The organism is Bacillus benzoevorans (genome assembly GCF_014207535.1).
Taxonomy (GTDB): Bacteria; Bacillota; Bacilli; order Bacillales; family Cytobacillaceae; genus Bacillus_BD; species Bacillus_BD benzoevorans.
Window position 1 is genome coordinate 257,575 of record NZ_JACHGK010000001.1, and the last position, 26,695, is coordinate 284,269.

Here is a 26,695-nt window from a genome sequence, read left to right on the forward strand (position 1 = left end):
GATGAAAAAATTACTTTCCATTCTATTTGCCGTTATTCTTGGGTTGGGAATATCATCTACCCAATCTGCAGAGGCACAAACAATCAAAATGTTTAAGGAACCTCCTTTTGAGTATTATAAGGTTTCCAGAGGGGATACATTCTGGTTTATTGCGAAACGTTATGGTCTGGATTACAGAAAGTTAATGTCTTTAAATCCAACGGTCAATCCTTATCAGATGCAAGTTGGCTCAGTGATTCGTTTGAAGTCTTCCGCGGCTCCATCCTCTTCTTTTGAAGAGGAAGTTGTACGTTTAGTGAATGCTGAACGCTCTAAACAGGGATTGCCTGCGTTAGTCCATCGTGCTGATGTAAAGAATGTAGCGGAGAAAAAGGCTATGGATATGATTAACAGCAACTATTTCTCCCACACTAGTCCAAACTATGGCAGTCCCTTTCAAATGTTAAAAACATTTGGCGTTTCCTACCGTTCCGCTGGGGAGAATATTGCAAAAGGGCAAAGATCACCACAGGAGGTCATGAACTCTTGGATGAATTCCTCAGGACATCGGGCCAATATTTTGAATAGGGGATATAATGCCATTGGTGTCGGTTATTATAATGGAGCATGGGTACAAATATTTATTGGATCCTAATCAAAGCTTAAAGGAGACTGACGGCGTCAGTCTCTTTCACATGGTTTAGGGAATACTGCCGCTTGATATAAAACTGTCAGGCAATGGGTTATTGCTTTATAATAAAGAAAAACTTATCAAAGAGGTATGCGATGTCTACATTGTCTGAACTCCATCTATTAACCGTTCTGGCACAAGAAATGAATATGAGAAAGGCTGCGGAAAAATTATTTGTTACACAGCCTGCACTTTCCCAGCGATTACAACATATCGAAAAGGAATGGGGAACAAAAATATTCTTACGTTCGCAAAAGGGATTATCGCTTACTCCAGCGGGAGAATTGATTGTCAGATTTGCCGCTGAAACAATAGAGAAAGAAGAACAAGTCCGGGAAGCTATCCAGTCGCTTGATACGAAAGTGCATGGTACATTGAAAATTGCTGTTGCATCCATTGTTGGGCAAAATTGGCTTCCGAAAGTGTTAAAAAGATTTGTGAACCGCTATCCCCAAGCGAAAATTTCCTTAATCACTGGCTGGAGCAGTGAAATCCTAAAAGCTATTTATGAAGGACAGGTTCATGTCGGGATTATCCGTGGCACCCCTGATTGGAAAGGGGTTAAAATCCATCTCTTTGATGACAGCCTCTATCTAGTAGATACCGAAATAACAAGTATTGATCAGGTATTAGGAACTGATCGACCGTTTGTTCAATTTAAAAGTGATTCAAACTACTATCAGGAGATTCAGGAATGGTGGCACCGGCAATTTCAAACGATGCCGAAGCGGACGATTATTGTCGACCAAATTGAAACATGTAAACAAATGACGTTCAATGGAATCGGTTATGCTATTTTGCCGGCGATAACGCTAAATGGTAATGAGTCTAATATTTTCAAAATCCCCTTACTTGACGAACAGAATCGGGAAATTAAACGCGAAACATGGCTCTTAGGTTATGAATCATCTTTTCGGCTCAATCAAGTAACAGCTTTTGTTGATATCGTTAAGGAATTTGTTGCTGAAATAGAACATAATTAATTTGTTCTTGTCTAGATTGATTTTGTTTGATAAAGTAATTTTTAGCAATATTCGTAATTACGTTATGGAGGGTTTTAAATATGAAAATGATGGATGCCAATGAAATTATCTCATTTATTCAAAATAGCAAAAAATCAACACCGGTGAAAGTATATATAAAAGGAAAGTTAGAAGGAATTGACTTTGGTGCTGAAAGTAAAACCTTTATTACTGGCTCAACCGGGGTTGTATTCGGTGAATGGGATGTTATTAAAGCGGCTATTGAAGCAAATCAATCACAAATAGACGATTATGTGATTGAAAATGATCGGAGAAATTCTGCTATCCCATTAGTAGATATGAAGGGAATTAATGCTAGAATTGAGCCGGGTGCGATTATTCGTGATCAGGTGGAAATTGGCAATAACGCTGTCATAATGATGGGAGCTTCAATTAATATTGGAGCAGTCATTGGAGACGGAACGATGATCGATATGAACGTAGTACTTGGCGGCAGAGCGACTGTGGGCAAGAACTGTCATATTGGTGCCGGAACTGTCCTGGCCGGTGTTGTTGAACCGCCTTCTGCTAAACCAGTGATAGTGGAAGATGATGTTGTGATTGGGGCTAATTGTGTCGTTCTAGAAGGGGTAACAGTTGGACAAGGTGCAGTTGTTGCAGCTGGAGCAGTTGTAATTGACGATGTTGCTCCATATACAGTTGTAGCTGGAACACCGGCACGTATTATTAAACAAATTGATGAAAAAACTAAATCTAAAACTGAAATTAAGCAGGAATTGCGCCAGCTATAATCGAATTATTAGGGACTGATCCGTATTTTGGGTCAGCCTCTTCTTTCATTTTCAAGGGTTTAAACATTAATTAAGGTTAGCGGATTGCATAAACTTAAACGAAGGGGAAGTAATCAAATTGAATCCATTTGTAAAAATTCGCCGCGAGCTTCACCAAATTCCTGAGCTGGGCTTTCAGGAATTTAAAACACAAGCATATTTATTAAACTATATCGAAACATTGCCTCAGGAAAGATTAGAAATCAAGACATGGGAAACTGGTATCTTCGTCAAGGTAAAAGGGAAAGCACCGCAAAAATTGATCGGCTACAGAACAGATATTGATGGTCTTCCTATAGTGGAAGAAACAGGTCTTGAGTTTTGCTCCCGTCATCAAACAGAGATGCATGCATGCGGACATGATTTCCATATGTCCATTGCTCTCGGCTTATTAACTCATTTTGTGCAAAATCCAATAAATGATGATCTGTTATTTATTTTCCAGCCGGCTGAAGAGGCTCCGGGTGGGGCAGAACCGATGATGAGAACGGAGATTATGAAGGAATGGCGACCTGATTTAATCCTTGCACTTCATGTTGCACCTGAATACCCTGTCGGCTCGATCGCGATTAAAGAAGGGCTTTTATTTGCTAATACTTCAGAGTTGTTCATTGATTTAAAAGGAAAGGGAGGTCATGCGGCATACCCTCATCAAACAAATGACATGGTTGTTGCCGCTTGTGCATTAGTCTCTTTGCTGCAATCGATTGTTTCACGAAACGTAGATCCTTTGGACAGTGCAGTTATTACAATTGGTAAGATTGAAAGTGGTACTGTACAAAATATCATTGCTGAAAATGCCCGGTTGGAGGGTACGATACGTACTCTATCAGCAGAATCTATGGAACAAGTTCAGAAAAGAGTCAGTGAGGTCGTTAAAGGAATCGAAATCGGTTTTCAGTGTGAAACCAAAATCGATTTCGGCAGTATGTATCACCAGGTTTATAATCATGCGAAAGTGACAAGGGAATTTATGGAATTTGTCGAAAATCATACAGATGTCAATGTCATTGTATGTGAGGAAAAAATGACAGGCGAAGATTTTGGTTTTATGCTAAAGGAAATTCCTGGTTTTATGTTCTGGCTTGGTGTTGATTCCGAGTATGGACTCCATCACTCTAAACTAACGCCTAATGAAGGTGCTATTGATATAGCAATCAACATGATAGCACAATATATCGAGTTTAAAGGTAATGAATCATGATGATTCATTACCTTTTTCCATGGAGTTTTCAGAAAGATATTGTGTTAAAATAGGAACATATTGTGATCGCTGGAGGAGTTAAAGGTGAAAAAGGAATTTGCAGTCATTGGATTAGGCCGTTTTGGCGGGAGCATCTGCCGTACTCTTGCTGAAGAGGGTATGGAGGTCATGGCCATTGATAAGGATGAAAACCGCGTGAATGAATATTCGATGATTGCTTCACATGCGGTTGTAGGGGATTCAACCGATGAGAAAGTACTGAAGGGGCTGGGGATCCGTAATTTTGATCATGTCATTGTTGCCATCGGTGACGATATTCAAGCAAGTATTTTGACGACCATTATCTTAAAAGAATTAGGAGTAAAAAATATTACGGCCAAAGCACTGAACGATTATCATGAAAAGGTATTGATAAAAATAGGAGCCGACCATGTGGTTCACCCGGAACGGGATATGGGGAAGCGAATTGCCCATAATATGATTTCAAATAGTGTATTAGATTATTTGGAACTCTCCGATGAGCATAGTATTGTTGAAATTGTTGCCAATGAAAGGATTGACGGCAATTCCATTATTGATTTAGATATTCGGGCTAAATATGGGATTACGATTGTCGCCATTAAACGGAAGGATGAAATTATTGTATCGCCGCAGGCGAATGAAGTCATAAATAAAAAAGATATTCTCATTGTCATAGGCGCAGATACAGATATTAACCGATTCGAAAAGAAAGCATTGCAATAAAAAAACACCCTGAGTTCTTATGGGTGTTTTTTTAGATCCAATCAAACTTCCATGATGATTGGCAAAATCATTGGACGCCGTTTTGTTTTTTCGTAAAGGAATGGTGCAAGGGTATCTGTAATTTCATTTTTAATTTCCGACCATTGCGAAGTACGCCGCTCCATTACCTTCGTTAAATGCTTTGTAATTAAACTTTGCGCATCATTGATTAAATCGCTCGATTCCCTCATATAGACAAATCCACGGGAAATGATATCAGGTCCTGCGGCAACTTTGAAGTCCTTCATATTAATGCTTACAACAACAACAACAAGTCCTTCTTCGGAAAGGATTCTGCGGTCTCTCAGAACGATATTGCCGATATCGCCAATTCCGTTTCCATCAATGAAAACACTTCCTGAAGGGATTTTTCCTGTAACCTGTGCTGTATCTTCACTTAGGGCAAGAACTTCGCCGTTATCCATAATAAAACAGTTTTCCTCAGGTACACCGCAATCAACACCAAGCTTTATATGCGTTTTAAGCATTCTGTACTCTCCATGAATCGGCATGAAGAATTTCGGCTTAATGAGGCGCAGCATTAATTTTTGTTCTTCTTGCCCGCCGTGCCCTGAAGTATGAATATTATTCAATTTCCCGTGAATCACTTCGGCGCCTGCTTTAAACAGCATGTTAATGATTCGATTGACACTTGTGGCGTTTCCTGGAATGGGTGACGATGAGAAAACAACAGTATCACCAGGGATGATTTGAATTTGGCGGTGAGTCCCGCTGGCTATCCTAGAAAGAGCTGCCATTGGCTCGCCTTGGCTTCCTGTACATAAAATCGTTACCTTGTTTGCCGGCAGACGATTAATCGTTTGCGCATCAATGAATGTTTCCTTTGGTGCTTGAATATACCCTAAATCTAACCCGATATTAATCGCTGCTTCCATACTGCGACCAAAAACAGCCACTTTGCGCCCATTGGCAACAGCTGCTTGTACTACCTGCTGCAGACGATGGATATTGGACGCAAACGTCGCAAAAATAATCCGGCCTTCTACCTTACGGAAAATATCATCTATCGTTTCACCGACCAGTCTTTCTGACATCGTAAAATGAGGTATTTCACTGTTCGTACTGTCAGAAAGGAGACAGAGAACACCTTCTTTACCGATTTCCGCCATTTTTGTTAAGTTTGCCGGTTCCCCGACTGGCGTAAAGTCAAATTTAAAGTCCCCTGTATGGACGATTTGTCCTGGAGGAGTTTTCACGACAATTCCATATGAATCAGGAATGCTGTGAGTCGTTCTGAAAAAGGTGACAGAGGTTTTTCTGAATTTTACAATGTCATCTTCCTTAATTTCGTGCAGTACCGTCTGTCTTAATAACCCATGCTCTTCTAATTTATTCTTGATTAATCCCAAGGCGAGCTTGCCGCCATAAATGGGAATATTAACTTGTCTTAAGAGGTAGGGAATACCGCCTATATGATCCTCGTGTCCATGTGTTATAAAGAGACCTTTAATCTTGTCCTGATTCTTTACCAAATATGTATAGTCAGGGATCACATAATCAATTCCCAGAAGTTCATCCTCAGGGAATTTAATTCCGGCGTCTATCAGGATGATTTCATCTTGAAATTGAACACCATACGTATTTTTACCGATTTCCCCCAATCCTCCGAGGGCAAATACAGCCGTTTGATCATTTTTTACAAATTTCATACATTATATCTCCAATACTTTAAAATCTTCATTTAGTTGTTCATACTCTAAGCTTGCTCCCTCAAGAGGAGTTATAAACTCAATATTATACGGGCGCTCAGATAATTTTCTGCGAATGTCTCTTACTGATTCTCCGTCCACATAAATACTTTTTGTATTTTCCCGAACAGGCACTTGTGTTTTAAATTCTTGATAATAAACTTTATAAATCATGATAATCGCTCCTTAATCCAATATAGACTTTTTCTATTATATAAAAAAACAATGTTAATTTCATGTTTTAGGACCATTTTAGTGAAATTTCATTATCATTTTAATAATGAAGGAGCCCTTCGCAAGAGTGAAGGGCTCAAATAATCACGCAATTGATTTTTTTCGCAACATATCATTCCACTGTTTTAAGAGCTTCTTTCTCAGCCTCTTTAACATTGTGGATCATCTCCTTACTTCTATTTTAAACAATCCTAGTGTAAAGTAAAGTAGGAAAGTGTGTTTAAAACAAGTTGTTCTTCTTTTTATTTATATTATATGTAAAAAGAACAACTACTTTCATGGAGATGTCTGGTAATTGTTGCATCTTTTTTTTAGCGCATACTGCAACATGGCGATTCATTTTTTTGTTTATTAAATCATAATGGCGTTTTCCGGAATCTTCATCGGGTTTTCTTTATCGATATGGTCATAAAATAAAATTCCATTTAAATGATCAATTTCATGCTGGAATACGATCGCAGGCAGCCCTTTTAATCTGATTTTGACTTCATTCCCTGCACCATCGACCCCTTTTACGGTGACCCTGGCATGTCTCGGTACATATCCCCCGTGTTGTTCATCTACAGATAAACAGCCTTCGCCGGTGGATAGAAATGCCTGCTCTACGGAGTGGCTGATAATCTTCGGATTAAAAAGGGCATAGCTGAAGACTTCCCCTTTTTCATCTGTAACATGAACAGCAATCATTCGTTTCGATACATTTATTTGCGGAGCGGCTAATCCAATGCCTGGACGCAGGCCTAATTCCGCAGCAATTTCCGGATTTTGGCTGTTTTTTACGTATTCCATTAATTCTTTTAAAATCTTTTTATCCTCTTCAGATGCAGGAAGAGATACTTCCGCTGCTGTCTGACGTAAAACAGGATGTCCATCACGGATAATATCATCCATTGTTAGCAATCCTCATCACTACCTTCCCAAATCATTTAGCACAATTGTAGCAAAAATAACAAAAAAAGTTAATAAAACAGATTCACTTGAAGAATAAGAAGGAAATAATATTTTTCACACAACATGAATGATCGCATTAATATATGATATTAAATCGAAAGTAGGAGATAGTACATTTCTTTGCTATAACAGATATTATTAAAAATAATTTATATAATACAGATAATGAATTTGCGTGTAACAGTTTATGATTGTTTTGCAAAATTAGAAAGGGAGGAATAGTAAAAACACAATCAAATTCGTTGACTAAACTATTTTTTGTAGTATACACTTAAGGAGAAATAGTTAGTTGTACCAATAAAATAACAAAGTTGAGTAATACAGTATATAATATGATAATGAAATTCATTTTCGAAGCAAAGTGAAAAATCGGGTGAAAATATTCCTGCTATTTTTCTCAATGAGGGGTTTGTCGAAAGCTTTTAAAGTTTTAGTGAAATACTAATAGAGAAGGGTTCTATTTTATCGCATGCTTTGGAAAAAGGGATTTTTGGATAATCTAAATAAAGTCTATGTAAAGTAATGAAAGGATGACTGGGATGGCTTCAAATACACAGAAGGCATATTTTGATGCAAACACTCAAGCGAGTAAGATAGCAGAACAATTTGAAATGCTGCAAATATTAAATGAAGAGGGCAAAGTGGTGAATGAAGCAGCAATGCCCCAGCTTAGTGATGAACAGCTTCAAGAATTAATGCGCCGCATGGTTTACACCAGAATTCTCGATCAGCGTTCCATTTCGTTAAACAGACAAGGACGGTTAGGGTTTTATGCTCCTACTGCAGGTCAGGAGGCTTCACAGCTGGCTTCGCAATTTGCCTTGGAAAAAGAAGATTTTATTTTACCCGGCTATCGTGATGTTCCACAAATCGTATGGCATGGACTGCCGCTTTATAAAGCCTTCTTATGGTCAAGAGGACATTTTGAAGGCGGGCAAATTCCGGAAGGTGTAAATATATATATTCCGCAGATTATTATTGGTGCACAATATGTGCAAACAGCCGGTGTGGCATTAGGACTGAAAAAGCGAGGCGTGAAGGCAGTTGCTATTACGTATACAGGTGATGGAGGTACATCGCAGGGAGACTTTTATGAAGGGATGAACTTTGCTGGAGCATTAAAAGCGCCCGCGATCTTTATCGTGCAAAATAACCAATTTGCCATATCTACCCCTCGTGAGAAGCAAACAGCTGCTGTAACGCTTGCGCAAAAAGCGGTTGCTGCCGGAATTCCGGGGATTCAAGTAGATGGAATGGATCCTCTTGCTGTGTATGCAGCGGTACATGATGCCCGCGAACGTGCGATAAATGGTGAGGGACCTACTTTAATTGAAACCATTACCTATCGTTATGGTCCGCATACAATGGCTGGTGACGATCCGACCCGCTATCGTACATCTGAACTTGATAATGAGTGGGAGAAAAAGGACCCGCTTGTCCGTTTCCGTAAATTTCTTGAGGAAAAAGGATTATGGAGTGAAGAAAAAGAAAACGAAGTAATTGAACATGCCAAAGAAGACATAAAAGAAGCAATCAAAAAAGCGGATGCTGCTCCAAAACAAAAAGTGACTGATTTAATTTCCCATATGTATGAAGAACTTCCGCAAAATTTAAAAGAACAATATGAGATTTATAAAGCAAAGGAGTCGAAGTAAGCCATGGCGCAAATGACAATGATTCAAGCCATTACGGATGCGTTACGTACTGAATTGCGCAATGATCCCAATGTATTAATTTTTGGAGAAGACGTTGGCGTAAACGGCGGGGTGTTCCGGGCGACGGATGGCTTGCAAAAGGAGTTTGGGGAAGAGCGTGTATTTGATACTCCTCTTGCTGAGTCAGGAATAGGAGGTCTGGCATTTGGGTTATCTCTACAGGGTTTCCGTCCTATCCCGGAGATTCAATTCTTTGGTTTTGTTTTTGAAGTAATGGATTCTATTTCCGGGCAATTAGCCCGTTTGCGTTATCGTACGGGTGGTACATTTAACGCTCCTGTAACAATTCGTGCTCCATTCGGCGGGGGTGTGCACACTCCCGATATGCATGCTGATAGTTTGGAAGGTTTGCTGGCACAATCTCCTGGATTAAAGGTTGTGATCCCATCCACACCATATGATGCAAAAGGACTGCTTATTTCAGCTATCCGCGATAATGATCCGGTCGTTTTTCTTGAACATATGAAGCTTTACCGTTCATTCCGCCAGGAGGTGCCTGAAGAGGAATATACCATTCCATTAGGGAAGGCGGATATTAAACGAGAAGGTACTGATATTTCCATTATTACGTATGGTGCGATGGTTCATGAATCATTAAAAGCAGCGGAAGAGCTAGAAAAGCAGGGGTTTTCGGCAGAAGTAATTGACCTGCGAACTGTCAGCCCGCTGGATATTGAGACGATCATTGCTTCTGTAGAAAAAACTGGACGTGCCATTGTTGTTCAGGAGGCGCAAAAACAAGCTGGTGTAGCGGCACATGTGGTAGCTGAAATTAATGACAGGGCGATTCTCAGTCTTGAAGCACCGGTATTGCGGGTTGCGGCGCCTGATACCATATTTGCATTCCCTCAGGCAGAATCAGTATGGCTTCCAAATGCAAAAGATGTACTTGAAACGGCGAAGAAAGTGCTTGAGTTTTAGATAGACTTAAAATGAATGCCATTGTCCTGCGTGGTTTTATTACTGGTTTCTATCCTCTTTTGTGAATAGTGATAGAAACCTTCGTTTTATGGGGCAAATATTTTGTTTCATATTTACTAATGATAAACTTGAAATTAAGGCAAAATAAGGTATGTCAGTTCGGATAAGGACAGAAAATTTCTTTACTGCATATTGAATATGGCATACATAGGAGGGTGAATTTCAGTGGCATTTCAATTTAAACTGCCAGATATTGGTGAAGGAATCCATGAAGGTGAAATTGTGAAATGGTTTGTCAAGCCTGGTGATAAAGTACAAGAAGATGATGTGCTCTGTGAAGTGCAAAATGATAAAGCGGTAGTGGAAATTCCGTCTCCGGTTGAGGGAACAGTTGAAGAAGTATTAGTGGGGGAAGGGACAGTTGCTACTGTAGGCCAGATTCTTGTAACTTTTGATGCGCCGGGATATGAAAATCTGCAATTTAAAGGGGATGAAAGCGGACAGGATTCTCAGGAGCCGGCACCAGCAGCTGCACCAACTCCTGCTGCAGTATCTTCCTTATTTCAGTTCAAAATGCCTGATATCGGTGAAGGAATCCACGAGGGCGAAATTGTAAAATGGTATGTAAAACCAGGTGATAAAGTTCAAGAAGATGCTGTATTGTGTGAAGTACAAAATGATAAAGCGGTAGTGGAAATTCCATCTCCGGTTGAAGGGACCGTTAAAGAAGTATTAGTGGGGGAAGGGACAGTTGCTACTGTTGGACAAGTCCTTATTACCTTTGATGCGCCAGGATATGAAAATCTGCAATTTAAGGGAGCTGAAGCAGCTGAAGCAGTACCTGTGCAAGAAGCAGCAAAGCCTGCAGTTGCACAGCCTCAAAATGCGAATGCGGTGGATCCAAACCGCCGCGTGATTGCTATGCCTTCTGTTCGTAAATATGCACGTGAGAAAGGGGTAGACATCCGTTTAGTTGCCGGCAGCGGCAAAGGAGGTCGAGTATTAAAAGAAGATATTGATACATTTGCGGCAGGCGGAGCTGCTATAGAGGCACATGTACCATCATCACAAGTGCAGGCAGAGACCGGTGCTCAAGCACAAGCTGCAACTGAAGCAGCAAAACCGGTGAAAACAGCAGCAGCTGTTTCCGAGGGGCAATATACTGAAACCCGCGAGCCAATGAGCGGCATTCGCAAAATGATTGCCAAAGCGATGGTGAATTCTAAACATACGGCACCGCACGTAACGTTAATGGATGAAATAGAGGTAACAAAACTTGTGGCACACCGTAAGAAATATAAAGAAGTCGCTGCTGAAAAAGGAATTAAATTAACATTCCTGCCGTATGTCGTAAAAGCATTAACAAGTGCGCTGCGTGAGTTCCCTGCTTTAAACACTTCGTTAGATGATGCAGCAAATGAAATTATTCAGAAACATTATTATAACATTGGTATCGCAGCGGATACGGAAAGAGGTCTGCTCGTTCCCGTAGTGAAGGATGCGGATCGTAAATCTATTTTCACGATCTCAAATGAGATCAATGAATTAGCAGCTAAGGCTCGTGATGGCAAACTAGCACCTGATGAAATGAAGGGGGCATCATGTACCATTTCAAATATTGGTTCTGCCGGTGGTCAATGGTTTACTCCGGTCATCAACCATCCTGAAGTCGCAATATTAGGAATTGGGCGCATCGCGCAGAAACCAATTGTCAGCGATGGTGAAATTGTTGCGGCTCCTGTGCTGGCTTTATCATTAAGCTTTGATCATCGCATGATTGACGGGGCAACAGGGCAAAATGCGTTAAATCATATTAAACGTTTACTAAATGACCCTGAATTATTATTAATGGAGGCGTAAGAAATGGTAGTCGGCGATTTTCCAATTGAAACAGATACTATAGTCATCGGTGCAGGTCCTGGAGGATATGTAGCAGCTATTCGCGCAGCCCAATTAGGTCAAAAAGTAACGATAGTAGAAAAGGAATATGTTGGCGGCGTATGTTTAAATGTGGGGTGTATTCCTTCAAAAGCCCTTATTGCTACGGGGCACCGTTATGAAACAGCTAAACATTCTGATAAATTCGGTATTACAGCTGAAAATGTAAAAGTAGATTTTACAAAAGTGCAGGAATTTAAAGCAGGTGTTGTGCAAAAGTTAACTAGCGGCGTTGAAGGATTATTAAAGGGGAACAAAGTAGAGATCGTTCGTGGTGAAGCGTTCTTTGTTGATAGTCAATCATTAAAAGTAATGACGGAAAAATCTTCGCAAACTTATAATTTTAAAAATGCGATTATTGCCACAGGATCTCGTCCGATTGAACTTCCTGCCTTTAAATACTCTAAGCGGGTACTGAACTCCACCGGTGCTCTCAATTTAGCGGAAGTTCCGCAAAAAATCGTGGTGATTGGCGGAGGGGTAATCGGTATTGAATTGGGTACAGCTTATGCTAACTTTGGAACGCAAATTACGATTTTAGAAGGTGCCGAAGAAATTCTTGGTGTTGGTTTTGAAAAACAAATGTCTGCTTTGGTAAAACGTTCGTTAAAGAAAAAAGGAGCAGAAATATATACAAAAGCTATGGCTAAAGGCGTAGAAGAATCAGAAAATGGGGTCATTGTAACCGCTGAAATCAAAGGGGAAGAAAAGAAATTTGAAGCTGATTATGTTTTTGTCATGGTCGGAAGACGTCCAAATACAGACGAAATGGGTCTGGAACAGGCGGGAGTAAAGGTTTCTGAGCGCGGATTGATTGAAATTGATAAACAATGCCGTACTAACGTAAGTAATATCTACGCCATCGGTGATGTGACAGCAGGTCCTCAATTAGCACATAAAGCTTCCTATGAGGCGAAAATTGCTGCTGAGGCCATTGCAGGTCATACGTCTGTTATTGATTATGTCGGTATCCCTGCTGTGGTATTTTCGGATCCTGAACTTGCCACCGTTGGATACACGGAAAAAGATGCAGAGGATGCAGGCATTGAGGTTATTACAGCCAAGTTTCCGTATGCCGGCAATGGCCGCGCATTATCACTTGACAGTACAGATGGATTCGTAAAATTAGTCACAAATAAAGAAGACGGGGTTGTCATTGGGGCGCAAATTGCCGGCGCTAATGCATCTGACATCATTTCTGAATTAGGGATGGCTGTTGAAGCCGGAATGACTGCAGAAGATATTGCCTTGACCATTCATGCGCATCCAACGCTGGGTGAGATGACAATGGAAGCTGCTGAAGTAGCCTTAGGAAGCCCGATTCATGTATTAAAATAAAGCGGGACTTTGATTATTTCACAATGATCCATTATGCAGCAAAAAAGACTGACTTATTGAAGCCGGTCTCTTTTGCTGTTTATTAATTTCTGGATAGAGCGTTTGCAATAGGATTAATGATATCCCTTGTTTCTGCATCGCCTTGTATTTGAACAATAACATGATTGTGATAGTAAACTAATATGGCAGGGCAATGATTAACTCTAAATGTATTGTAATATTCTTCCACTTCTGAAGCGGTAAGTACTTTCATGTTTTTTATTTCCTCGGGATACTCCTTTTTAAGTTCAATAATGGCATTATAATAAGAAATTTCCTCTTCATATTCTTCCTCATCAGAAAAAAATACGATTTGTTTACTATTACTAGCTAAAGATAATGAATCTGCTTGCTCTTTGTTTTCACAAGCAGTCATCAATAAAAGAGTAGAAGCCATCATAAGAAGGGGGTTCCCTTTCATTTACCCATTGCCGCCTCACTTTATTTCTGTTAATAGATAAAAAATCCTTTAAGAATATTCCTTATTCTAGCACAGAAGATAGCTGATAATCATATTGTCATTTATTTGTTATAAAATTGATAAACATATGAGTGTACAAGAGTAAAAAAGTGTCAATTAATTCATAAAACTTTTTGACGAATTTAAGAATATTGACACTGATTACTTGCATAAATGACTGGTTGTAAAATATAATAAAAATCTAATCAGAATATAAAAAAGAAGAGGGGAGAGATATTAATGATGAATTTTGAGAAACTCTATGATGAAGATGAAAATGTTAAGGTTCGTTTTATTGGTTTTATTACGGAACACACTCGCTATGATTTTGGAATTGTTTACACCAACCTATTCTTTGGAAAGCCCCTTGTAGTTTGTATGCAAACTGGTCGCTCAACACTCCTCGACCCAAATGACCTCGAAGATATCGATTATTTACAGTCAGCGTTTAGAATTGAAAATTATAAGGATGCTGCCGATTTAGCTGAATTTTTCTATCGGACATTACCAACATCCCCGTTTGAACCTCAATACGATTAATAGAATACTAAGATTTCGTTGAGTGAAGATGATGACGAATGAGACGATAGATAGTATTCATCAATTTTATATGAGAAGATCACGGATTTTGAGGCACAGTTTAATTTGAAATGTACATCCAAGTACATTCAAATACACTGTGCCTTTTTTATTCCCCTTTTTAAACAAATGTGTTATACAATTTAGGGTTGAAATTTGAATAATGTTATATTATTATAGAGTTACAAAGTTAAAACGCTTTCTTAAACGTTTAGTTATGACAACAGAGGAGATGTGAAGATGGGTACAATCGTATGCCAAGAATGTGAAGCAACATTAGGTTATTTTGAAGATGAAAAGGTAACGGTTCTTTATTCTTCAACTTGCAATTGCTCCAACCATAAACATAACAAAGAAGATAAATAATCAAAGAGAATAATCACAAACATTCATTTCTATTTTAAGATAAGCATGCAGAGCGCATGCTTTTTTCAATGCTTGATAAACAAAAAAAGAAAGAGGAGGACAATATTTGTCCTTCTCTTTCTCTGGAAAAAGGTATTCTGCTTATCTGATCGCTGTGTGTTCTTTTATGACACGCAGTTTTTTGAAATCAAAGTCTTCAGGGCCCTGTACAGGAAGACCTGCTTCTCTGTTTTTCTTAATATAGATAAGATTATCTGCAGTAATGATCTCACCTGGAATGAAGATTGGAATACCAGGTGGATATACCATAATAAATTCGGCGATAATTCTGCCTTCAGAATCATCGAAATCAACCAGTTCTGTTTCAGCATAAAATGCATCTCTTGGCGTTACGGCTAAAACCGGAATATTTGGCAATAGCACTTGGGTAGATATCTTCTCAGCTTGTTCTGTACGTTCCTCGGCTAATTGTCTCAATGCTTTAATTAGAATATCCGCATCCCTTTTTGTATCCCCTGCGGTAATGATACAAAGAATATTATATAAGTCAGACATTTCCACTTCGATAGAGTAATGTTTCCGAAGCCACTTTTCTACAGCGTAGCCGGTCAAACCTAAATCCTTCACAGAAATAATGAGTTTTGTCGGATCGTAATCAAACGCCGCTTCTGTTTCCAAAATTTCATCTCCGACACAGTAAAGATGATCAATTTCATTGACATGATCCCGTATATAATCAGCCATCTGGAGTGCTTGATCGACAAGTTCTCTTCCTCTTGTTGCGAGTTCCTTTCTCGCCACATCTAAGGATGCAAGCAGCAGATAGGAAGTTGAAGTTGTTGTCAGCATACTTAAAATGGATCGAACCCGTTTATGGGACACAAGTTTGCCTCTTACGTTTAGGATAGAGCTTTGCGTCATGGAACCGCCTAATTTATGAACACTTGTTGCTGCCATATCTGCACCGGCCTGCATGGCGGACAGCGGAAGTTCATCATGAAAATGAATATGGACTCCGTGTGCTTCATCGACTAAAACGGGCATGTTATATGAATGAGCCAAATCGACAATACTTTTTAGATCGGCTGATATACCAAAATAAGTCGGATTAATAACCAATAGTCCCTTAGCATCTGGATATTCCTCTAATGCACGTTTCACGGAATGAATGGTAATACCATGAGATATACCAAGATTTTCATCTATTTCCGGATGAATGAAAATAGGGATAGCACCAGAAAATACTATTGCGGACATGACGGACTTATGCACATTACGCGGCACGATAATTTTATCTCCTGGACCGCAAACGGCCATAATCATGGTCATAATAGCTCCACTGGTTCCTTGAACGGAAAAGAATGTATAGTCGGCACCAAATGCTTCTGCAGCTAAATCTTGGGCTTCTTTAATAATTCCCTTTGGCTGATGCAAGTCATCAAGGGGTCCAATATTAATTAAGTCAATTGATAAAGCATTATCGCCAATAAATTCACGAAATTCTGGAGCAATTCCGTTCCCTTTTTTATGACCAGGAATATGGAACTGAACTGGATTTTTTTTTGCATGTTCAACTAAGCCACTGAATAATGGTGTATTTTGCTGGGACAATTGATTACCACACCTCTTTTATATAAGATCATAGTAATGTAAATGGCATTCGATGCAGTAATAATCGATTCTATGCATTTTCAGCCTACTATTTAAAAATCATAAACAAAACAAATGAATTATAGCACTATTACATAAGGTTGAAAAGAGTTTTTTTCCTTCTTTAAAAGGAGCATCAATTTTACGGTGCTATGCTGCATGCTGTTAGCGGGATATAGGGATTAATTTGTATTTTAAGCAGGAGAAAGAATGAAGAAAAAAGAAATAAGTGCTGCAAGTGCTTTATCATTTATGAATGTATTAGTAAAATCAAATTATATTTGGACAGAAAAGGATGAGCCATATGGAATATCAATACCCGATAGATTATGATTGGTCAACAGATGAAATTATCGAAGTTATCCACTTTTTTGAAGCCGTGGAGCGTGCTTACGAAAAGGGAATTGAGCGTGATCAGATGCTTGCTGTTTATAGAAGGTTTAAGGGAATCGTTCCAAGTAAAGCAGAGGAAAAGAAACTCTGCGGGGAATTTGAGAAAATGAGCGGGTATTCTTCTTACCAAACAATGAAAAAGGTAAAAGAATCAGAATCCGGTAAGATTATTAGAATGACTTAACGAAAAAATGCATATAATGAAAAACAAACCAAAAGGGTCTGACTATTTAGCGCCAGACCCTGAGATTTAAGGAAATGCTCCACCCACATTATATGCTTCCTACTGAACTTTTATGTTTCTTAAATCAAGAGGTTTCAATCATTTTGTATAAAGGAAGCAAGGTTTCAAAAACAAATTGAGTCTGCTCCAAAAGTTGATTCCCCGGTATGGTAATGGCTTGTTGTTTTGAAATTTGGTATCCGCATAGTATTTCCGCTTTTTTAACCGTTTGTACACGGACAAACATGTTTGTCAGATCCTCTTGTGACAACTGCCCATGTTTTTGAACTTCTGGTTTCATATGGTCAACCGACCAAACAAAATCTTTTGGTATCTCCCGGTAAATATTTTCGACGTTTAGTTCTAGTCTTCTGCCAAATTCGGATTTGTGGGGCGCTTCGTATATAAGGGCAAACCAGATAAACAAGTGCGTTCTCCATAATCCAATTTGAAAGTGCGGCAGCATCTTGTAACCGCGGGAGTTACTGGCAAAGGCAACCCAAGTATCCTTTGGCGGATTAATCGTCCGGCGTGCATGTTTTGCCACATGGGCGAACATTTCATCACCTGTCATACTGGATAATATCGGTGCAAAATAAGCCCCGAGCGTTTCGAGTTTGGGCCGGATATGTGTTTTAAGTGCCTCCATCCGCGCATCGAGTCCATCTATTAAAAAAACATCAAAGTCTGACTCTGTAAAGCCATTAAAATTCATTCAATCAACCTCCTATCAACCTCGTCAAATATTGTAGCACAAACAAAATAATCAAGATATAAATTGAATCGTGAAATTGTTGGGGATAAAAGGATGGGTGACTTCAAACATTGAGTTTAGTCCACCCGTGCAAAATGAATGAAAATATGTGATAGGCAAGAGTGCAAATTTGTTGCAAGAATTGCGCTCAGCACATATTATATTAATACAAATAATCAGATTATTTCCAAGATTATTACATGAAATTTGGAAGGGGTGTACTGTCAATGAAGCAAGTAATGAATTCAGTGAAGAAAAAAGCAGTGGAGAAACAAAGAACAGCTGTATTAAGATTGGAAATGGACTATGAACTGGCAACGCTGTTTGAGGCAATGGGAGAAAATAATGAAAACAAGAAAAAAGAAAGCAAAGAAAAACTGGAAAAGATTAGACAGGAACTTCTAAATTTAAAAGCCCTCTAAGTAAAAAAGGAGTAAAAAAGAGAAAATGAATATGCTGATTTCAGGTTAGAAACGAACTCTCCGCGGGACTCAAGAGTTCGTTTTTTATTTTCATAAAGGATTTGGTAAAATAAAGGTGAATACTAATGATAGTAAACGATGACTAAAATAGCAGGTGATGTTCGCAATGCCAAATTGGAAGGAAATAGATTTACAAGCAAAGCAATGGATGAAAGAAGCAGGAGAAATCATAAAAAGCTCCTTAAGCAGAACATTGAAAATCAAAACAAAGTCCAACCCCAATGATCTTGTGACTGAAATGGATCAAGCAATCGAACAGTTTTTTATCAAGAATATCAAGGAGACGTATCCTGGACATCGAATTATAGGCGAAGAGGGGTTTGGCGATAAAGTAACACAACTGGATGGTATCGTCTGGCTCATTGATCCCATCGATGGGACCGTCAATTTTGTCCATATGCAGCGGAACTTTGCTATTTCCATTGGGATATATGAAGATGGGATAGGGAGGATTGGCTTAATCTATGACGTAATCCGTGATGAACTATATCATACCATCAGGGGGAATGGTGTGTTTATGAATGATCTTCCTCTTGAGCAATTAGATACCGTCCAAGTGCCGGAAGCGATTATTGGGTTAAATACCACCTGGGTGACAAAGAATACACGCATTAACCCAGCGATTCTCGGTGCACTTGTAAAGGATCTTCGCGGAACGAGGTCATACGGCTCGGCTGCGTTGGAAATGGCTTCAGTGGCGGCAGGAAGGCTTGATGGCTATATTACTTTACGGCTGGCACCGTGGGATTTTGCTGCGGGAAAAATAATGGTAGAAGAATTAGGCGGATACGTAACAGATTTAACGGGGAAATCAATTAATTTACTTGGACAAAACTCGGTACTTGTCGCAAAACCCGGTCTGTACGAAGAGATTTTGAAAAATTATTTAAACAACGGGAATTGGTAATTAGGTCATTTCTTATGATGAATCCTCTTCAACTTAAAGGCAAAAAAAGGGGGGAACGGTTAAAGAGTACCGTTCTCCCTCATTTTTTTCTTCCTCATAAATCCAAACCCCATAATGAAGATGAACAGAATAGCAGAAACGATGACACCAACGATATTTTCTGCAGCTACAGAAATTCCGAACCCAACTATGCATGCCGCACCGGCAAAAGCTAATAATAAAAATATCCAATGGAATTTTTTCATGAACGATGCTCCTAATTCTAAATCAATTTTTATTTTAACGACTATGTATATTTTACACAAAAAAGTTTTAGGTTTCTACTTTAAGTGTGATATAATGTTGCAGTTAGTTTGACGATCATTTAAGGGACAAGAAAAAGCCCTTTTATAGATAGAAAATGTTTTACTTATTATAGGTAGGAGGAAATTTTTTGAAGATCAGAGAGGATATTCGTAATATTGCGATCATTGCCCACGTCGACCATGGAAAAACAACGCTAGTCGATCAATTGTTAAAGCAAGCAGGTACATTCAGGTCAAATGAGCATGTAGAAGAGCGTGCAATGGATTCAAACGATATTGAAAGAGAACGCGGTATCACTATTTTAGCGAAAAATACTGCCATTCAATATAAAGATAAGAAAATCAATATTCTTGATACACCTGGGCATGCTGATTTCGGCGGAGAAGTAGAACGGATCATGAAAATGGTTGACGGTGTTCTTTTAGTCGTTGATGCCTATGAAGGCTGTATGCCGCAAACACGATTTGTTCTAAAGAAAGCACTGGAACAGCGTTTAACACCGATTGTGGTTGTGAACAAAATTGACCGTGATTTTGCCCGTCCGCTCGAGGTTATTGACGAGGTGCTTGACTTGTTTATTGAATTAGGTGCGGATGAAGACCAGTTGGATTTCCCTGTTATTTACGCATCTGGTATTAATGGAACAGCAAGCATTGATCCGGAGAAACAAGATGAAAACATGCAGGCGCTGTATGATACGATTATTGACCATATTCCTGCACCTGAGGATAACCGGGACGAACCGCTGCAATTCCAAGTGGCTCTTTTAGACTATAATGAGTTTGTCGGCAGAATTGGGATCGGCCGTGTTTTCCGCGGAACGATGAAAGTCGGTCAACAGGTTGCACTCATGAAGCTTGATGGAACGGTGAAAAATTTCCGCGTAACTAAACTTATGGGCTTTTTTGGCTTAAAACGTGTTGAAATTGAAGAAGCTTTTCCAGGAGACTTAGTGGCGGTTTCCGGTATGGAAGACATCAATGTTGGCGAAACAGTATGTCCGATTGAGCATCAAGAGGCACTGCCGGTATTAAGAATTGATGAACCAACGCTGCAAATGGAATTTGTTGTGAATAACAGCCCGTTTGCCGGACGTGAAGGAAAATACGTTACATCTAGAAAAATTGAAGAGAGACTTCGTGAGCAGCTTCATACCGATGTCAGTCTTCGTGTGGACAATACAGACTCACCTGATGCATGGATCGTATCGGGACGTGGAGAACTGCATTTGTCCATCCTGATTGAAAATATGCGCCGTGAAGGCTATGAGCTCCAAGTATCAAAACCGGAAGTAATTGTTAGGGTTATAGACGGGGTTCGCTGTGAGCCGGTTGAAAGAGTTCAAATCGATATTCCTGAAGAGCATACAGGAGCAGTTATGGAGTCAATGGGATTCCGTAAAGGCGACATGCTCGATATGATCAATAATGGCAGTGGTCAGGTCCGTCTGATATTCAATGTGCCAGCCAGAGGTTTAATCGGGTATACAACAGAGTTTTTAACATTAACACGCGGATTTGGTATTATTAACCATTCATTTGACAGCTACCAGCCGATGCAGTCTGGCCAAGTTGGCGGAAGACGCCAAGGGGTTTTGGTTTCCATGGAAAATGGAAAAGCTTCCACCTACGGTATTATGCAGGTAGAGGACCGGGGCACCATTTTTGTTGAGCCGGGTACAGAGATTTACGAGGGAATGATTGTCGGCGAACATACTCGTGAAAATGACTTAGCGGTAAATATTACAAAAATGAAGCAGCAGACAAATGTTCGTTCAGCAACTAAGGATCAAACGAACACAATTAAAAAACCGCGTATTTTAACGTTGGAAGAATCACTGGAATACTTGAATGAAGATGAATATTGTGAGGTAACACCGCAATCTATCCGTCTGCGTAAAAAGATATTGAATAAGAGTGAACGTGAGAAAGCAGAGAAAAAGAAAAAATCTGCTGAATTGGCATAAAGGCAGGCAAAAGGGAGACGGAAAATATCGTCTCCCTTTCGTATTTACGATTGCCTTAATAAATAAAGTATAATTGAATCAAATGTTTATACATAGTATAGTGGATTTTAGATAGAAGGGGGAAGAACGATGGACATAACAGAGAGATTATCTTTTTTTGCTGCTTTATTTAAAGTGAATGAACATCCGGATCTTGGAATGTGGCTTCTGTATCTTACGATCTTGATTTTAAGTATCATTGTCTATAAACTAGGGTTTGCACAGAAATTACCTTTATTGAAATCAGTGATTATTTATCTCTTTTTAATTTTTGGTTGTACGTTTTTAACTTTCTTAGGTATTTTCCTTCCAATTGCTGAAGGTCTAGTCGTTGCGGTCTTAATATTAGTAATTTACAAGATCCGTTTACATCGTCATAAAAATGCACAATAAATGAAGTGATACGAGGGGGATTGTGATGGAATCCATTCAGGATGCAGTCTACAATTGGTTAACGATAAAAGTGGTGAGTGATGCCAGACCAAGAGATTTAGCGGCTGTAGAAACGGAAAAAATGTTTTTCTCGATCCTTGAGACGGAACATGCTCTTGCTGACATTACCATTGAAAAGGATGAACAGATGTATTATGTATCCTTTATAAAGGGCGGAAAGCAGGAAAAACTGCGTTTTCCGAGGGATTTAATTGAAGTAATGATGAATCAAATTAACGAAGCTCCTGATCGGTATACCATCTATCCGGAATAAAAAATCCTCCAGCACATCTGGAGGATTTTTTATTAATCCCAGTCATCGGGATTTTTTTTGCTTCGGTACAAATGGAAATTTCCGGAGGCAATTCGTTTTTGTGTTCTTTCTGTGATTCGATCGGAACACGCTTTACACATATACGTGTTTATCGGCCGGTTGCGCAGCCGTTTCGCCTGGAAGGAATTATCATCAATAGATTCGATTGTATCGCAAATTACACATTTTACTCTCATGATTACACCTCTATATTCAATTCTTTAGCATTTCATTTGCCGCAGGAGTCACAGGAATGATTGTATGTTTATTATATAATATGTTTATAATAGTTTCGAATTTATCTCACTAGAAGGAGCGAATGCATGGTTTCATATGGCAAAACAGTTGAAAGTACAATGCTTTCATAATATGATGAAAATATGAAGAAGGGGGCTAAAATATGGTAAATCAAGTTGAGCCAAAATTACTGCAGCCATTAGTTGATTATTTGCAAAAGGAACGTTTAGTTCTTCTTTCAACAATTGATTATGAGACAGGAGCTCCAAATGTCAGTGCTATTTCATGGGTGTATGCCCAAAGTGAGCAGACGATACTGTTTTCTGTTGATAATCGTTCTCGTATTGTAGAAAACATTAAACATAACGCAAAAATCGTCCTGAATCTTATGGCCAATGAATCAACGTACTCCATAAGCGGAGAAGCAAAAATTATCCAGGAAAAGCTGGAAGATGTTCCGTTAAAACTGGCGTTAATAAAATTAGATATTCAAGAAGTAAGAGATGTTATGTTCTATGGTTCAAAAATAACAGTTCTGCCCGAATATGACAAGACGTATGATTTAAATGCGGCAAAAAAATTAGATAATCAGGTTATGCAAGCAATGAAAAAAGCTTAGTCTTCTTTTGACTAAGCTTTTTGAATGGGAATTTGCAAGGTACGTATGGTTTCTTCTCGTTAACCAGATTCACCAAAGTCTTATTTATGATGATTTGACTGCTCCTGCTGCTGGTTTTCTAGGTTTTGCCTTTGGGTACCATTGAGCGTTTGTTTTGGCTTTTCAGTAGGATGATTAGCAGGGGATGGTTCCACCATATCAGCTGGAATTTCCGGCATTAACCGTCCTGAAATATCAGCTAATTCATTCATAATTCCCTGGACGGGTTTCCCATTTTGCATATCAGTGTATATTTCTTTCAAACGAGCATTTATATCTGGATCAGCAACTACTACTGCCCGTGCCCCGTGAGGATCCTTTTTTAAACTTTCGGCAACAGAATATTTTATCGATCCTACTTCGGAGCGATCTAAATTTTTATCTACATCAATTCCAACAATGGCATATCTCCCGAGAACAACAGCAGTGGCATCATGAACATTCGGCATACTTGACGCAAGACTAACCAAATGTTTTGAGATCTCCTGCCCAGTTTCTTTATCCACCTCTTGGATCGTACTATTTTTAACGTCAATGACCTGATCATGCTGCTCTGAAATTTCATTTTTAGTATTACATCCACTGAGGATTAAAAGACTTAAAATAATGATCATACATGCCCTCACGATTACGAACCTCCTAAATAATAAGCTTGAATTTCCTAAAACGATGCCTTTATAAAGTAATTATTGAAATCATTACTGGTTATTGTGCAAAATATCTTCTATCTTTATGCGAAAAAACATATATTTTATCAAAGTTCTAATCGAACAAAAGTTGTACAGAAAATAAGGAGAGTGACATCCTGAAAACAAAACTTTCGCTTATAGGCTCCGTGACCTAAAATTTGAAACCCTGCGATATCTAAAAACTTGACTGCAAATAGCTGTGTGCTTTACGAGAGGCAAAACAATGAAAGAAGCTTTTCGCCAAAATAGAAAGATAAGCGCATCACAGTAATAAAAACACATAGGAGCAGGAGGCATCGGATTGAGCAAAATATACGTTTTAGATACTAATGTGTTATTACAAGATCCAAATTCAATTTTCTCATTTGAAGATAATGAGGTTGTGATCCCAGCGGTCGTACTAGAAGAAGTGGATTCAAAAAAACGATATATGGATGAAATCGGAAGAAATGCCCGTCAAGTATCTAGGATTATCGATGGTTTAAGGGCGAACGGTAAGCTTCACGAAAGAATACCGTTTGAAAATGGCGGGGGCTTAAGAATTGAATTGAATCATCGTTCATTCCATCAACTGCAGGAGATTTTTATTGAAAAAACGAACGATAATCGAATTCTGGCCGTTGCGAAAAACCTGTCACTTGAAGAAGATACAAAGGAGAACGGGCGTCAGGTAATATTAGTCAGTAAGGATGCATTGGTCCGGGTGAAGGCGGATGCAATTGGACTGGTATCGGAGGATTTTCTCAGTGACAGAGTCGTTGAAAATGATCATATTTATACCGGCTTCCTCAAGATTTTTATCGGGACAGAAATCTTAAACCGATTTTATGAAAAAGGGGAATTACCGTTAGTGGATGTAGCAAACCACCCTTTTTATCCTAATCAATTTATCCTGCTTAAGGATGCGCTTGGTTCATCATCATCTGCTGTCGGAATGGTCGATAAACACGCGGCGAAAGTAAAAAAACTAATTTTTGATCATGATCATATATGGGGGATCAAACCGCGTAATGTCCAACAGACGATGGCTGTTGAATTGCTGTTAAGAAGGGATCTGCCGCTGGTTACATTAATTGGAAAAGCAGGGACCGGGAAAACATTACTCGCTCTTGCAGCAGGATTAATGCAAACGGAGGATTTGGGAGAATATAAAAAGCTGCTCGTAGCCCGCCCGATCGTTCCAGTAGGAAAGGATCTCGGCTTTCTGCCAGGGGAAAAAGAGGAAAAGCTGCGGCCTTGGATGCAGCCTATTTATGATAATCTTGAATACTTGTTTAATGCAAAGAAACCGGGCGAATTAGAGGCGATCTTAGCCGGCATGGGTTCTATTGAAGTCGAGGCTTTAACGTATATAAGGGGGAGAAGTATCCCTGACCAGTTTATCATTATTGATGAAGCGCAAAATTTAACAAAGCATGAGGTAAAAACCATCTTAACAAGGGTAGGAGAGGGAAGTAAAATTGTCCTAATGGGTGACCCGGAGCAAATCGATCATCCTTATTTAGACGCATATAACAACGGTCTTACATATGTGGTCGAAAGTTTTAAGGATCAGCAGATTTCTGGTCACGTCAAACTGATCAAAGGGGAAAGATCGGGGATTGCCCAGCTGGCTGCTGACTTACTTTAAAAAAGAAAGGAGAGAAAGCAGCTGTTTTCTCTCCTTAAATGTATCAGGATTCCAGTCTGAAACCTGTTACATGTTTGATTGGATCCTGTTTATTGCTCCCATCATTGAATAAAAGGTGTACCGGTCCATCTTCTGTTAACGGTTTTCCATTTTGGGAAAACTTGAGAATCATTTCCTGCGCTTGAGCAATCGGAACCGCTGTTTCCTCTTCGCTAGTGACAATGATTACCTGTTTAGCCTCTTCTAACGGCTCGGCATTTTGCAGAAAGGGTTTAAAAGGCATTCCGAAAGTACCGGTTAATAAAATTTCTTTTAAATATTTTTTTCTGGTTGGTTCTGTGTCCGGAGGAGCAGCACCCTCCAATATTTCCTGATCCCAATGCTTTGAAATGTTCCTGGTGTAATCCTCTAATGTATCGATATCCCCTTTGTGTTGTTCAAAATAAATGTCTAAATCAATTTTACGATCATCAAAAATCCAGACACTCGGATCAATGGTGATGGGAAACCTAACCTTTCCATGAACCGTAATGATCTTCTCCATAGTTGTCCTCCTTCGTTTAAGGCTATTTAAAGTATACAAAAATAATAATTTGCTGTCATTTCGTGCACCTCGGCAAAAGAAGATAAGGGGATATGCCCTAAAGATGGGATAATCTTCTTATAGTAGTTGCTTTTTTTGATATTAAAGTTTAAAATTTAAAGACAAGATAATCGCTCGGATACGGGGGGATCAGTTTTGGCTTCTGAAATGACTGTTGATAGTAATAAAGAAAAAGCGGGTGCGCTACTGAAAGCTGATGCTGTGAAAATATTAAAGCTTATTCAAGTGCAGATGGATAATCTTACTATGCCGCAATGTCCGCTTTATGAAGATGTTTTAGACACGCAAATGTTTGGATTATCGCGCGAAATTGATTTTGCTGTCCGTCTTGGTCTAGTCGATGAACAGGAAGGAAAAAATCTCCTGAATGAATTGGAAAGAGAACTGCTTCTATTGCACGAGGCTGCCATAAAAAAATAAGCAAAAAACTCAAACAATGGCTTTCCTTGTTTGAGTTTTTTTTCCAATTTACTATGTTACTTTTTGAACAATAGAGTTTAACCTCGGTCATCCTATATTATATAATAAGAATATGCATTGAAAATGAAAATTCTTTATTGCGTAACTTCTTATTAACTAGTATTATGTAGTATAAAATACCAACACATCGGTTAAATTACTCTTTTCTTCTCTCGGATAGGCAGGATATTTGATAGTATAGTAGAATAAGTAATACAACTTTTAAGACGAGG

Annotated in this window: 31 protein-coding genes and 1 pseudogene; 22 read left to right on the plus strand and 10 right to left on the minus strand. The window is 39.1% G+C overall.

The window, feature by feature from the left end:
- Position 1 precedes the first annotated feature (1 nt).
- The 5 genes from HNR53_RS01360 to HNR53_RS01380 all read left to right on the plus strand — a co-directional run bounded on the left by HNR53_RS01360 (position 2) and on the right by HNR53_RS01380 (position 4,431).
- Positions 2-634 carry a CAP domain-containing protein gene (locus HNR53_RS01360; RefSeq protein WP_184521803.1) on the plus strand — a complete coding sequence of 211 codons (633 nt, stop codon included), beginning with the start codon at positions 2-4 and terminating at the stop codon, positions 632-634.
- A gap of 131 nt (positions 635-765) precedes the next feature.
- Positions 766-1,653 carry a transcriptional regulator CcpC gene (gene ccpC / locus HNR53_RS01365; protein ID WP_184521806.1) on the plus strand — a complete coding sequence of 296 codons (888 nt, stop codon included), beginning with the start codon at positions 766-768 and terminating at the stop codon, positions 1,651-1,653.
- An 80-nt stretch (positions 1,654-1,733) separates the two neighbouring features.
- Entirely contained in the window at positions 1,734-2,444 is a 711-nt protein-coding gene (gene dapD / locus HNR53_RS01370; protein WP_184521809.1) for a 2,3,4,5-tetrahydropyridine-2,6-dicarboxylate N-acetyltransferase, read from the plus strand.
- Positions 2,445-2,556: 112 nt separating this feature from the next.
- Complete coding sequence (locus tag HNR53_RS01375; protein WP_184522735.1) at positions 2,557-3,687, plus strand: amidohydrolase; 1,131 nt, start codon at positions 2,557-2,559, stop codon at positions 3,685-3,687.
- Between the two features lie 84 nt (positions 3,688-3,771).
- Positions 3,772-4,431: an NAD-binding protein gene (locus tag HNR53_RS01380; RefSeq protein ID WP_184521812.1), complete on the plus strand. Its 660-nt coding sequence runs from the start codon at positions 3,772-3,774 to the stop codon at positions 4,429-4,431.
- 41 nt (positions 4,432-4,472) lie between these two features.
- On the opposite strand, the gene rnjA is transcribed toward HNR53_RS01380, so the two are convergent.
- The 3 genes from rnjA to def all read right to left on the minus strand — a co-directional run bounded on the left by rnjA (position 4,473) and on the right by def (position 7,313).
- Positions 4,473-6,140, minus strand: a complete 1,668-nt coding sequence (gene rnjA, locus HNR53_RS01385) for a ribonuclease J1 (RefSeq protein WP_184521815.1) — start codon at positions 6,138-6,140, stop codon at positions 4,473-4,475.
- A 3-nt stretch (positions 6,141-6,143) separates the two neighbouring features.
- Positions 6,144-6,353, minus strand: a complete 210-nt coding sequence (locus tag HNR53_RS01390) for a DNA-dependent RNA polymerase subunit epsilon (protein ID WP_184521818.1) — start codon at positions 6,351-6,353, stop codon at positions 6,144-6,146.
- A 411-nt stretch (positions 6,354-6,764) separates the two neighbouring features.
- Positions 6,765-7,313, minus strand: a complete 549-nt coding sequence (gene def / locus HNR53_RS01395; protein ID WP_184521821.1) for a peptide deformylase — start codon at positions 7,311-7,313, stop codon at positions 6,765-6,767.
- A gap of 590 nt (positions 7,314-7,903) precedes the next feature.
- On the opposite strand from def, the gene pdhA reads away from it, so the two are divergent.
- The 5 genes and pseudogenes from pdhA (at position 7,904) to lpdA (ending at position 13,276) form a co-directional block, all read left to right on the plus strand.
- A complete protein-coding gene (pdhA, locus tag HNR53_RS01400) occupies positions 7,904-9,019 on the plus strand; it encodes a pyruvate dehydrogenase (acetyl-transferring) E1 component subunit alpha (protein ID WP_184521823.1) in 1,116 nt (371 codons plus the stop codon).
- Between the two features lie 3 nt (positions 9,020-9,022).
- Positions 9,023-10,000, plus strand: coding sequence for an alpha-ketoacid dehydrogenase subunit beta (locus HNR53_RS01405; protein WP_184521826.1), 978 nt, complete (start codon positions 9,023-9,025; stop codon positions 9,998-10,000).
- Positions 10,001-10,225: 225 nt separating this feature from the next.
- Positions 10,226-10,438: pseudogene (locus HNR53_RS23130) on the plus strand (biotin/lipoyl-containing protein); the annotation flags it as partial.
- Positions 10,439-10,573: 135 nt separating this feature from the next.
- Complete coding sequence (locus tag HNR53_RS01410) at positions 10,574-11,860, plus strand: dihydrolipoamide acetyltransferase family protein (RefSeq protein ID WP_246439199.1); 1,287 nt, start codon at positions 10,574-10,576, stop codon at positions 11,858-11,860.
- 3 nt (positions 11,861-11,863) lie between these two features.
- On the plus strand, positions 11,864-13,276 hold the full coding sequence (gene lpdA / locus HNR53_RS01415; protein WP_184521832.1) for a dihydrolipoyl dehydrogenase: 1,413 nt from the start codon (positions 11,864-11,866) through the stop codon (positions 13,274-13,276).
- Between the two features lie 82 nt (positions 13,277-13,358).
- Here the strand turns inward: lpdA and HNR53_RS01420 are convergent, their stop codons facing one another.
- On the minus strand, positions 13,359-13,736 hold the full coding sequence (locus HNR53_RS01420; RefSeq protein WP_246439185.1) for a small peptidoglycan-associated lipoprotein: 378 nt from the start codon (positions 13,734-13,736) through the stop codon (positions 13,359-13,361).
- A gap of 279 nt (positions 13,737-14,015) precedes the next feature.
- On the opposite strand from HNR53_RS01420, the gene HNR53_RS01425 reads away from it, so the two are divergent.
- Positions 14,016-14,315, plus strand: coding sequence for a DUF3055 domain-containing protein (locus tag HNR53_RS01425; RefSeq protein WP_184521836.1), 300 nt, complete (start codon positions 14,016-14,018; stop codon positions 14,313-14,315).
- Positions 14,316-14,594: 279 nt separating this feature from the next.
- A complete protein-coding gene (locus HNR53_RS01430; RefSeq protein ID WP_184521839.1) occupies positions 14,595-14,720 on the plus strand; it encodes a GapA-binding peptide SR1P in 126 nt (41 codons plus the stop codon).
- Positions 14,721-14,861: 141 nt separating this feature from the next.
- Here the strand turns inward: HNR53_RS01430 and HNR53_RS01435 are convergent, their stop codons facing one another.
- Positions 14,862-16,331 carry an aminotransferase class I/II-fold pyridoxal phosphate-dependent enzyme gene (locus HNR53_RS01435; RefSeq protein ID WP_184521842.1) on the minus strand — a complete coding sequence of 490 codons (1,470 nt, stop codon included), beginning with the start codon at positions 16,329-16,331 and terminating at the stop codon, positions 14,862-14,864.
- Positions 16,332-16,580: 249 nt separating this feature from the next.
- Here HNR53_RS01435 and HNR53_RS23375 point away from each other — a divergent pair, with 249 nt between their 5' ends.
- Together HNR53_RS23375 and HNR53_RS01440 are read left to right on the plus strand one after the other, a co-directional pair.
- Entirely contained in the window at positions 16,581-16,703 is a 123-nt protein-coding gene (locus HNR53_RS23375) for a hypothetical protein (RefSeq protein WP_281391614.1), read from the plus strand.
- Positions 16,675-16,947 (plus strand): UPF0223 family protein, encoded by a 273-nt coding sequence (locus HNR53_RS01440; RefSeq protein ID WP_184521845.1) that lies wholly within the window; start codon positions 16,675-16,677, stop codon positions 16,945-16,947. The genes HNR53_RS23375 and HNR53_RS01440 overlap by 29 nt, the downstream gene beginning before the upstream one ends.
- 124 nt (positions 16,948-17,071) lie before the next feature.
- Here the strand turns inward: HNR53_RS01440 and HNR53_RS01445 are convergent, their stop codons facing one another.
- On the minus strand, positions 17,072-17,701 hold the full coding sequence (locus tag HNR53_RS01445) for a YktB family protein (protein WP_184521848.1): 630 nt from the start codon (positions 17,699-17,701) through the stop codon (positions 17,072-17,074).
- A 266-nt stretch (positions 17,702-17,967) separates the two neighbouring features.
- On the opposite strand from HNR53_RS01445, the gene HNR53_RS01450 reads away from it, so the two are divergent.
- Together HNR53_RS01450 and HNR53_RS01455 are read left to right on the plus strand one after the other, a co-directional pair.
- Positions 17,968-18,162, plus strand: coding sequence for a hypothetical protein (locus tag HNR53_RS01450; RefSeq protein WP_184521851.1), 195 nt, complete (start codon positions 17,968-17,970; stop codon positions 18,160-18,162).
- A 166-nt stretch (positions 18,163-18,328) separates the two neighbouring features.
- Positions 18,329-19,129: an inositol monophosphatase family protein gene (locus tag HNR53_RS01455; RefSeq protein WP_184521854.1), complete on the plus strand. Its 801-nt coding sequence runs from the start codon at positions 18,329-18,331 to the stop codon at positions 19,127-19,129.
- Positions 19,130-19,188: 59 nt separating this feature from the next.
- Here HNR53_RS01455 and HNR53_RS01460 read toward each other — a convergent pair whose 3' ends face one another.
- Complete coding sequence (locus tag HNR53_RS01460) at positions 19,189-19,374, minus strand: YlaF family protein (RefSeq protein ID WP_184521856.1); 186 nt, start codon at positions 19,372-19,374, stop codon at positions 19,189-19,191.
- 188 nt (positions 19,375-19,562) lie between these two features.
- Here HNR53_RS01460 and typA point away from each other — a divergent pair, with 188 nt between their 5' ends.
- The 3 genes from typA to HNR53_RS01475 all read left to right on the plus strand — a co-directional run bounded on the left by typA (position 19,563) and on the right by HNR53_RS01475 (position 22,146).
- On the plus strand, positions 19,563-21,401 hold the full coding sequence (gene typA / locus HNR53_RS01465; RefSeq protein ID WP_184521858.1) for a translational GTPase TypA: 1,839 nt from the start codon (positions 19,563-19,565) through the stop codon (positions 21,399-21,401).
- Between the two features lie 129 nt (positions 21,402-21,530).
- Positions 21,531-21,833 (plus strand): YlaH-like family protein, encoded by a 303-nt coding sequence (locus HNR53_RS01470; protein WP_184521861.1) that lies wholly within the window; start codon positions 21,531-21,533, stop codon positions 21,831-21,833.
- 25 nt (positions 21,834-21,858) lie between these two features.
- Entirely contained in the window at positions 21,859-22,146 is a 288-nt protein-coding gene (locus tag HNR53_RS01475; protein WP_184521863.1) for a hypothetical protein, read from the plus strand.
- A gap of 32 nt (positions 22,147-22,178) precedes the next feature.
- Here HNR53_RS01475 and HNR53_RS01480 read toward each other — a convergent pair whose 3' ends face one another.
- Positions 22,179-22,382 (minus strand): YlaI family protein, encoded by a 204-nt coding sequence (locus HNR53_RS01480; RefSeq protein ID WP_184521866.1) that lies wholly within the window; start codon positions 22,380-22,382, stop codon positions 22,179-22,181.
- A 203-nt stretch (positions 22,383-22,585) separates the two neighbouring features.
- On the opposite strand from HNR53_RS01480, the gene HNR53_RS01485 reads away from it, so the two are divergent.
- The gene (locus HNR53_RS01485; RefSeq protein ID WP_184521869.1) at positions 22,586-23,041 is read left to right on the plus strand and encodes a pyridoxamine 5'-phosphate oxidase family protein; all 456 of its coding nucleotides are present in this window, start codon (positions 22,586-22,588) and stop codon (positions 23,039-23,041) included.
- A gap of 80 nt (positions 23,042-23,121) precedes the next feature.
- Here HNR53_RS01485 and HNR53_RS01490 read toward each other — a convergent pair whose 3' ends face one another.
- Positions 23,122-23,706, minus strand: a complete 585-nt coding sequence (locus HNR53_RS01490) for a YhcN/YlaJ family sporulation lipoprotein (protein WP_343065251.1) — start codon at positions 23,704-23,706, stop codon at positions 23,122-23,124.
- A 364-nt stretch (positions 23,707-24,070) separates the two neighbouring features.
- On the opposite strand from HNR53_RS01490, the gene HNR53_RS01495 reads away from it, so the two are divergent.
- The gene (locus HNR53_RS01495; RefSeq protein ID WP_184521872.1) at positions 24,071-25,399 is read left to right on the plus strand and encodes a PhoH family protein; all 1,329 of its coding nucleotides are present in this window, start codon (positions 24,071-24,073) and stop codon (positions 25,397-25,399) included.
- Between the two features lie 43 nt (positions 25,400-25,442).
- Here the strand turns inward: HNR53_RS01495 and HNR53_RS01500 are convergent, their stop codons facing one another.
- The gene (locus tag HNR53_RS01500) at positions 25,443-25,943 is read right to left on the minus strand and encodes a molybdopterin-binding protein (protein WP_184521875.1); all 501 of its coding nucleotides are present in this window, start codon (positions 25,941-25,943) and stop codon (positions 25,443-25,445) included.
- Positions 25,944-26,138: 195 nt separating this feature from the next.
- Between HNR53_RS01500 and HNR53_RS01505 the strand changes: the two genes are divergently transcribed.
- Complete coding sequence (locus HNR53_RS01505) at positions 26,139-26,423, plus strand: Fpa/YlaN family protein (protein WP_184521878.1); 285 nt, start codon at positions 26,139-26,141, stop codon at positions 26,421-26,423.
- Positions 26,424-26,695 lie beyond the last annotated feature (272 nt).